Source organism: Cellulomonas sp. P5_C6 (genome assembly GCF_054049635.1).
The window spans coordinates 1-3,237 of sequence record NZ_JBFULZ010000293.1 but is presented as its reverse complement, the minus strand read 5'-3'; the positions used below and the strand labels follow the sequence as shown (position 1 = coordinate 3,237).

Genomic DNA, 3,237 nt, shown 5'->3' with positions numbered 1-3,237 from the left:
GTCGGCGACCGCGTCACGGCTGGCGGCGAGGACGGCCCGGTCGACCCGGATGTGGGCGTCCAGCGCCGCGTCCTTGGCCTCCTGGGCCTTCTGGTCGGCGGCGTACACGCCGCCCCCGGCGGCCACGGCGAGCGCCATGCCGGCGGCGAGGCCGATCCAGACGGACCGGCGGACGGCCGCCGATCGCGCGACCGCCGACTCGCTCGAAGGCTCGACGAGGGCGGAGGGAGCCGGGTGGGGCTGGGGAACGTCGGCGACCGACGGGGTGGGCTCGCTGACGACGGACGGGCGCTGGCTCGGAACAAGGTCCAGCCGCTTCTTGGTGTCCTTGACCATGTCGCCTCCTTCGCGGGACCCCTGCGTGTCTGGCGGGAAAATGGGGCTTCTAGTCATCTCGGCATCAGATGCGTCCGCCTTGAGGCAATGTGCCGCTTTTGGCGAATCACCCGTTTGGCGTAGTGCGTGCAGAGTGCCATGACTTGCGGTAATGCGCCAAATGGGGTGTCGCGACGAGATGATGGGCGGCGTGACCGACGACTCCGGGCTCGACGCCCTCGACACGGCGATCCTGCGCGTGCTGGCCCTGGACGCTCGCGCGACGTTTGCGCAGGTGGGAGAGCAGGTATCGCTCTCGGCACCGGCCGTGAAGCGGCGCGTCGACCGGCTGCGCGAGAGGGGCGTGATCCGCGGTTTCACGGTCCGGCTCGATCCGGCGGCCATGGGCTGGCAGACCGAGGCGTTCGTCGAGCTCTACTGCAACGGCTCCACCAGCCCGGCGACCATGCGGGCGGCCGTCGAGCACTACCCCGAGGTGGTCGCGGCGAGCACCGTGACGGGCGATGTGGACCTCGTGGTGCAGGTGCGCGCGCGGGACATGCGGCACCTCGAGCGCGTCGTCGAGAAGCTGGCCGCGGAGCCGTTCGTGGCCCGCACGCGCTCGACCGTGGTGCTCTCCGCGCTGGTCAGGCGACCGGACGTGCCACCGGCCCCGGAGGGCTAACCGGCAACCGCCTGCTCCGACGCGACGCACCGGTTGGTGACCACCATGACCGGGCAGTCGGAGTGGTGCAGCACGGCCTGGCTGGTGGAGCCCAGCAGCAGCCCGGTGAACCCGCCACGGCCGCGGGACCCGACGACGATGAGGTCGGTGGCCACCGAGAACTCGGTGAGCAGCTCCGCGCCCGTCCCGTCGAGGGCGATCCGCCGCACGGTCACCCCGGGGTGGTCGGTCAGGGCCCGGTCGACGACGACGTGCAGCCCCTCGGTGACGTCCCGCAGCACCTGCTCGTGGTCCACGGCGGACGGCAGCCACGCCAGCACGCCCGTCATCGACCCCACGGGCACCCCGGCGACCGCCGTCAGCTCGGCACCCCAGGCCTCGGCCTCGCCGATCGCGTACCGCAGCGCGTGCTCGGCCTGCGGGGAGCCGTCGACGCCGACGACGATGCGCTTGACGGCCCGGGGGGCGGGGATCGGGGCGTCGTCGGGCAGCGGCTTGCCGTCCTCCCGCAACGGGACCACCACCGTCGGGCAGTACGCGTGCGCCGGCAGCGCCGACGAGACCGTGCCCAGCAGCCGGTCCGCGAACCCGCCGCGGCCGCGGGTGCCGACGACCGCGAGCCGCACGGAGTGCGACATCTCGACCAGCACGCCCRCTGCGTCGCCCGTGAGGACCTTGGCGGTCACGGGGACGCCCATGGACGAGACGCGGTCCGTCGCCTCCGCCAGCACGGCCCTGGCGCCCTCCTGGATGGCGGTGTCGTCCAGGGCGGCGTACCCGCCGTCGAGCGACGCCGCCGTGAAGGACGGGAGCGAGTAGCTGCACACCAGCCGGACGCCCCAGCCGTGGGCGCGGGCCTGCGCGGCGGCCCAGTCGAGCGCGTGCAGGCTTGCAGCCGACCCGTCCACCCCGACGAGGACCACATCGTCACGCGTCATCCGGAGCCTCCGAGCTCGTCACGAGCCGCTGTGCACTCGTTCCAGTGTCCTCCTCGGGTGCGCCGATGCACCCGAGGTGTACCGGAATGTTGCCATACGTTGGCGCGACGTTGACGAAGAGCGGGTCAGGCCACCACGTACTGCGACCACAGCGGCTCGGACCGGACCGACGTGGTGCCGAACGCGACCGACCAGCGTGGGGCCCGCGGCACGAACGCCAGCTCCCAGCCGATCTCGTGCAGCAGACGGTCGGCCTTGCGGTGGTTGCAGCGCACGCAGGCGGCGACGACGTTGGTCCACTCGTGCCGTCCGCCGCGGGAGCGCGGGTGCACGTGGTCGACGGTGTCCGCTCCCCCGCCGCAGTAGGCGCACCGGTGGTTGTCCCGCTGCAGCACGGTGCGGCGCGTGGGCGGCACGGGGCGGCGGACAGGGACGTGCACGTAGCGCGTCAGGCACAGGACGACGGGCAGCGGGACGGCCACGTGCTCGGAGTGCAGCAGGCGGCCGTCGGTCTCGAGCACGGTGGCCTTGCCCGTCATCACGAGCACCACGGCACGCCGCAGGCTCACGATGCACAAGGGTTCCATGCTGGCGTTGAGCAGCAGGGTGCGTGCTCCGGACGCGATCAGCCCCGGCGAGCCGACCTCGGGGGCTGCCCCGCCGATGGCCTCGGTGGACAGCTTTGCGGCATTCATGAGCACGGCGTTCTCCCGACCTCGGGGGTCGGACCGGCTGGCTGCCGGCCCGGCGAAGCGAAGCAACAGCGTGGTGCACGGCCAGAGTACGCGCCGGTATCGCCTGGTCAACGAGGCGAGGCCCCGACGACATCGGTGTCGTCGGGGCCTCGTCTGCTGGAGCGAGCTGCGTTCAGCCGATCCGGATGAAGACCGGAGCGCTCTGCCAGATGGCGCGGAACTGGATCGTCTTGCCCGGGCGGGGCGAGTCGATCTGCTCGTTGCCACCTGCGTAGATCGAGATGTGGCCGGGGCTCCAGATGAGGTCGCCCGGCTGGGCGTCCGCACGGGAGATGACCGTGCCGGCGGCCTTGATGCCACCGGACGTGCGCGGCAGGGAGACGCCGAGCTGCGCGTAGACGTAGGAGACGAAGCCCGAGCAGTCGAAGCCGGCCGGGGTGGACCCGCCCGAGACGTACGGGGTGCCGACGTAGCGGGCGGCGATCTCGAGGACCGCGTTGCCGGCGACGGACTGCGGCACGGCGGCCGAGGCGACGTCGGCGGCCGGCGTCGCGGCGACGGCGGCGCGGGCGGTGCTGCGCGAGGCAGCGGCCTTGACCTTGAC

5 protein-coding genes are annotated in these 3,237 nt (G+C 72.7%); 1 reads left to right on the top strand and 4 read right to left on the bottom strand.

What is annotated here, in order from left to right:
* Positions 1 to 336 (bottom strand): hypothetical protein (locus tag ACXJKG_RS20290; RefSeq protein ID WP_456847525.1); only part of this gene is annotated, 336 nt, incomplete at its 3' end.
* A 181-nt stretch (positions 337 to 517) separates the two neighbouring features.
* Between ACXJKG_RS20290 and ACXJKG_RS20285 the strand changes: the two genes are divergently transcribed.
* Entirely contained in the window at positions 518 to 1,000 is a 483-nt protein-coding gene (locus tag ACXJKG_RS20285) for an Lrp/AsnC family transcriptional regulator (protein WP_456847527.1), read from the top strand.
* Here the strand turns inward: ACXJKG_RS20285 and ACXJKG_RS20280 are convergent.
* From ACXJKG_RS20280 to ACXJKG_RS20270, 3 genes are all read right to left on the bottom strand, one after another.
* On the bottom strand, positions 997 to 1,938 hold the full coding sequence (locus tag ACXJKG_RS20280) for a universal stress protein (RefSeq protein ID WP_456847524.1): 942 nt from the start codon (positions 1,936 to 1,938) through the stop codon (positions 997 to 999). The two genes, ACXJKG_RS20285 and ACXJKG_RS20280, sit on opposite strands and share 4 nt — an antisense overlap.
* Positions 1,939 to 2,063: 125 nt before the next feature.
* On the bottom strand, positions 2,064 to 2,525 hold the full coding sequence (locus ACXJKG_RS20275; protein WP_456847526.1) for an HNH endonuclease: 462 nt from the start codon (positions 2,523 to 2,525) through the stop codon (positions 2,064 to 2,066).
* A gap of 280 nt (positions 2,526 to 2,805) precedes the next feature.
* The coding region (locus ACXJKG_RS20270; protein ID WP_456847523.1) for a C40 family peptidase at positions 2,806 to 3,237 on the bottom strand (432 nt) is incomplete at its 5' end.

Bases quoted from the DNA above. Each gene is read 5' to 3' on its own strand.
- ACXJKG_RS20275 (WP_456847526.1), bottom strand. From the start codon at position 2,525: ATGGAACCCTTGTGCATCGTGAGCCTGCGGCGTGCCGTGGTGCTCGTG.
- ACXJKG_RS20285 (WP_456847527.1), top strand. From the start codon at position 518: ATGGGCGGCGTGACCGACGACTCCGGGCTCGACGCCCTCGACACGGCG.